Source organism: Borrelia crocidurae (assembly GCF_000825665.2).
Taxonomy (GTDB): Bacteria; Spirochaetota; Spirochaetia; order Borreliales; family Borreliaceae; genus Borrelia; species Borrelia duttonii.
Genome location: NZ_LN609267.1, coordinates 588,774 through 592,081, shown reverse-complemented (window position 1 = coordinate 592,081; position 3,308 = coordinate 588,774). Strand labels below are relative to the sequence as shown.

At 27.7% G+C, this 3,308-nt stretch carries 2 protein-coding genes and 2 pseudogenes (1 of these 4 only partly in view); all 4 read right to left on the bottom strand.

What is annotated here, in order from left to right; genetic code table 11:
* Positions 1-361, bottom strand: a 361-nt coding sequence (locus tag BN1173_RS02910) for a response regulator (RefSeq protein ID WP_040236467.1), incomplete at its 3' end; no start/stop codon positions are given.
* Between the two features lie 36 nt (positions 362-397).
* Positions 398-772: pseudogene (locus BN1173_RS04850) on the bottom strand (BB0569 family chemotaxis protein); the annotation flags it as partial.
* A gap of 117 nt (positions 773-889) precedes the next feature.
* Positions 890-2,178 (bottom strand): annotated as a pseudogene (locus BN1173_RS04805) (BB0569 family chemotaxis protein); the annotation flags it as partial.
* Positions 2,178-3,308, bottom strand: partial view of a CheB methylesterase domain-containing protein gene (locus tag BN1173_RS02900; protein ID WP_040236465.1) — the 3' portion only. The gene runs 21 nt beyond the window's last position; only the last 1,131 of its 1,152 coding nucleotides appear in the window; the start codon falls outside the window, past its right edge; it ends in the stop codon at positions 2,178-2,180. The gene BN1173_RS02900 and the pseudogene BN1173_RS04805, both read right to left, overlap by 1 nt.

Sequence of the window (3,308 nt, the reverse complement as noted above, 5' to 3'; positions counted from 1 at the left end):
ATATTGTTTGCATAAGAGTATCGGGATTGAAAGGTTTAACAAGCCAACCAGTAGCGCCAGCTTTACGACCTTCATCAACTTTCGATTGTTCAGATTCAGTAGTTAAAACAAGTATTGGAACAAAACTTCCAAGCTCTCTTATCTCCTTTATTACTCCTATTCCATCTAAATTAGGCATATTGATATCTGTAATTACTAGATCAAAATCTTTATCACTCTGTCCCACAGCTTCCTTAAATTTAGATACACCCTCAAGACCATCTTGAGCCTCAGCAACCGCAAAACCATTCTGCTCCAAAATATAAGCAACACTTTGCCTAATAGCTCTATTGTCATCTATAACCAAAATCCTTTTTTGCATGAAACGCTCCTAAACCCATATAAAAGTATACAAAAGTTAGAATAAAATTACACTACCCTCATCAAATGAATGAACATCCTTTTCATCTTCAATAAGCGATAATAAATACTTTTTATGAACAAACAAAGTAAATCTATTAGCAATTCTGCGAATAAACTCTTTATCCTCCACCTCAATACACTTAAGATCGTGTTTTAATAACTCTGAATCAAGATTACTATTAATATCATTTTCTATGTCAATTAAAATCTTTTCAATATTTATAAGATTCTCTCTTAAAGCTTTTATACTATGAATATCTATTTTTACCTCTTCAAATATTTCCAAAAAATTAACGGGAAACATTTCATAAGATAATACATGATCAATAGCTATCCTTTTTATTTCAAAAATATTACTCTTTATCTCTACTAAACAATTTCTTAAAAATTTACATGTAACAATAAAGTCTATCAATGATGGTTCTTATCAATTAATATTATACATCTTTTTCAAAAAAAATCAATAGATAAAATCGATTGTTGNNNNCCTTTAGTAATATTTAAATCAATATTATTAATAATTTTGGACATTTCAGAAATATTGCCTTCCATATCTTCAAGTTCAATTCTCTTTACAACCTCTATTTTAGATGCTATATTGATATTTTGAAATCTAGAAGAAATAGCTGAAATATTTGAAAACATTAATTCTAAAGATTTAACAAGCTTAATTTGTTCATAATAAAGATTTAAAAAATTAGAATTATTTTTCTCAACATCATCTATTCTCCTAAGTAAATTTAATAAGATAATAGAACAAGATTCAACAGACTTTGAAATATCAACATATGAAGAATTATTTGATTTTAAATCATTAATAACTTGAATAGAAGAAATAGATGTATCAATAAATTCTTCAAAAGCCATACAATTCTCATCTAATTTAGAAATAACATCCCTAATTATCATTTTAGACGAATCTGTAAAAACAGATAAAACTTTTAATTTTTGAATTTCACTTGTATCCCTAAATTTAAAAACATCAATGCTAGAATACATAACATTTAAATGATGTAAAGACTGAGTAAGTCTATCTTGAAATTGTAGATAAGATACAGCATTTACAAATTTAAATTTAAATTCATTAAGTATTTTTAATACATTATCATAAAATGCAATAACTTCTCCAATACTTCCTGCAAATTCATCGATATTTTTTATCAAATCCTCTTTAAATTCTTCAAGAATTTTATTCTCAGCCGTATTATTTTCAAGTACCTGTTCTTTAGCCCGATCAAGTCCAACCTTAATATCTCTACCCTTACTAGTTAGCTGATCTGCTTGTTTAATCATAGATTGAGTTAAAGTTTTAATCTCATTTGTAATATAAGAAAAAGCACCTCCAGCTCTCCCAGCTCTCATGGCAACAGTTAGTGTATTAATCGACATTATCTCCATATCGATAGAACTTTTTTTCATTTTTTCAATTACATCTTCAAGAATTTCTATATCCTTAACCTTATCCCGTATTATACTAAATTGAGATTCAAGAATCTCAGTTGAAGAATTAAAATAAGATACAAAATCATTAAGTACTCTTATTACTTTAGATATAAAGTTATTTAAAGAATAGTCATTATCAACATCAATATCAGAAATAAACCCAATATTAAAAGACAAATCTTTAATATCTTTAGAAAGCTTCTCTATTAACCTAGGAATCGATTTACTTAAGCTTGCATAAACTTGCCTTGAACGATTATCAAAAGTCTCAAGTTCTGTTAATACATTACCAATGTACGAATCAATATCCAAAAATTTATCATTATTTTCCATTAAGATCTCCTTAAAATACACTCAGATATTTTATTTAAAGGAAGGACCTTATCCACAGCACCTATCTTGATTGCCTCCATAGGCATACCAAATACTACAGAAGTCAATTGATCTTGTGCAATGTTATATGCACCATTATTTTTCATTTCAAGCATACAACTAGCACCATCATCCCCCATTCCCGTAAGCATAACTCCAATGGCATTCTCTCCTGCATACATAGCAGCAGAACGAAATAATACATTAACAGAAGGTTTATGTCTGCTAACTGGAGGACCATCAATTAGATGAGTAAAATAATTTCCATTAGCATATTTCACAATTAAATGATAATGACCATTTGCAATTATTACAAGACCAGGTCTTAAAATATCTCCATCTTCAGCTTCTTTTATATCAACTTCAAATTCATTATTTAAACTTTTTGCAAAAGATGTTGTAAAACCCCCAGGCATATGTTGAACAATTACAATTGGAGGAGAATCTTTTTTGAATAATTTTAAAAAAACTCTTAAAGCTTCAGTACCACCAGTTGAAGCCCCAACAAAAACAACTTTTCCTGTCTTATTTTTATTAATTACACCTTGATACTTCAGAATAACATCTGGACCATTTTTAGGAGAAACATTAATAACATCTGCAACTTTATAACTTTTGGTTATGTTAGTAATATCTCTTTCAGACTCTTTACTTTCAGTCTTTTCAAAAAAATCAGGAGATTTTATTCTCTTACTTTCAAAAGAAGCTACAAACTTATGATCCACTAATTTCTTAATCTCTGATTTAATTAAATCTAAATAATCACTTCTAAATAAATTAACTGTAAGTTTAAAATTAAGTTTATTGATTATTAATTTAATCTTATCTTTTTTAGAATCAAGAAAACCAAATTTTGGATAAACTTCATTCTCTGCTATAAAAACAACAGGAAGTGAAATATTATTAAGAACATTATTAAGTGAATTTCCAAAATGTGACTTAGCCGTATTTTCATCAATAATAACTACATCAGGAAATTTTTGCAAAAAAACATTAATAAGATTTAAAGAATTAGAACCCGGATTTAATATCTCAACATCTACATCCTTAGAAAAGGCTCTAACAAAAACCTGTCTTATCAGACCTTGAAT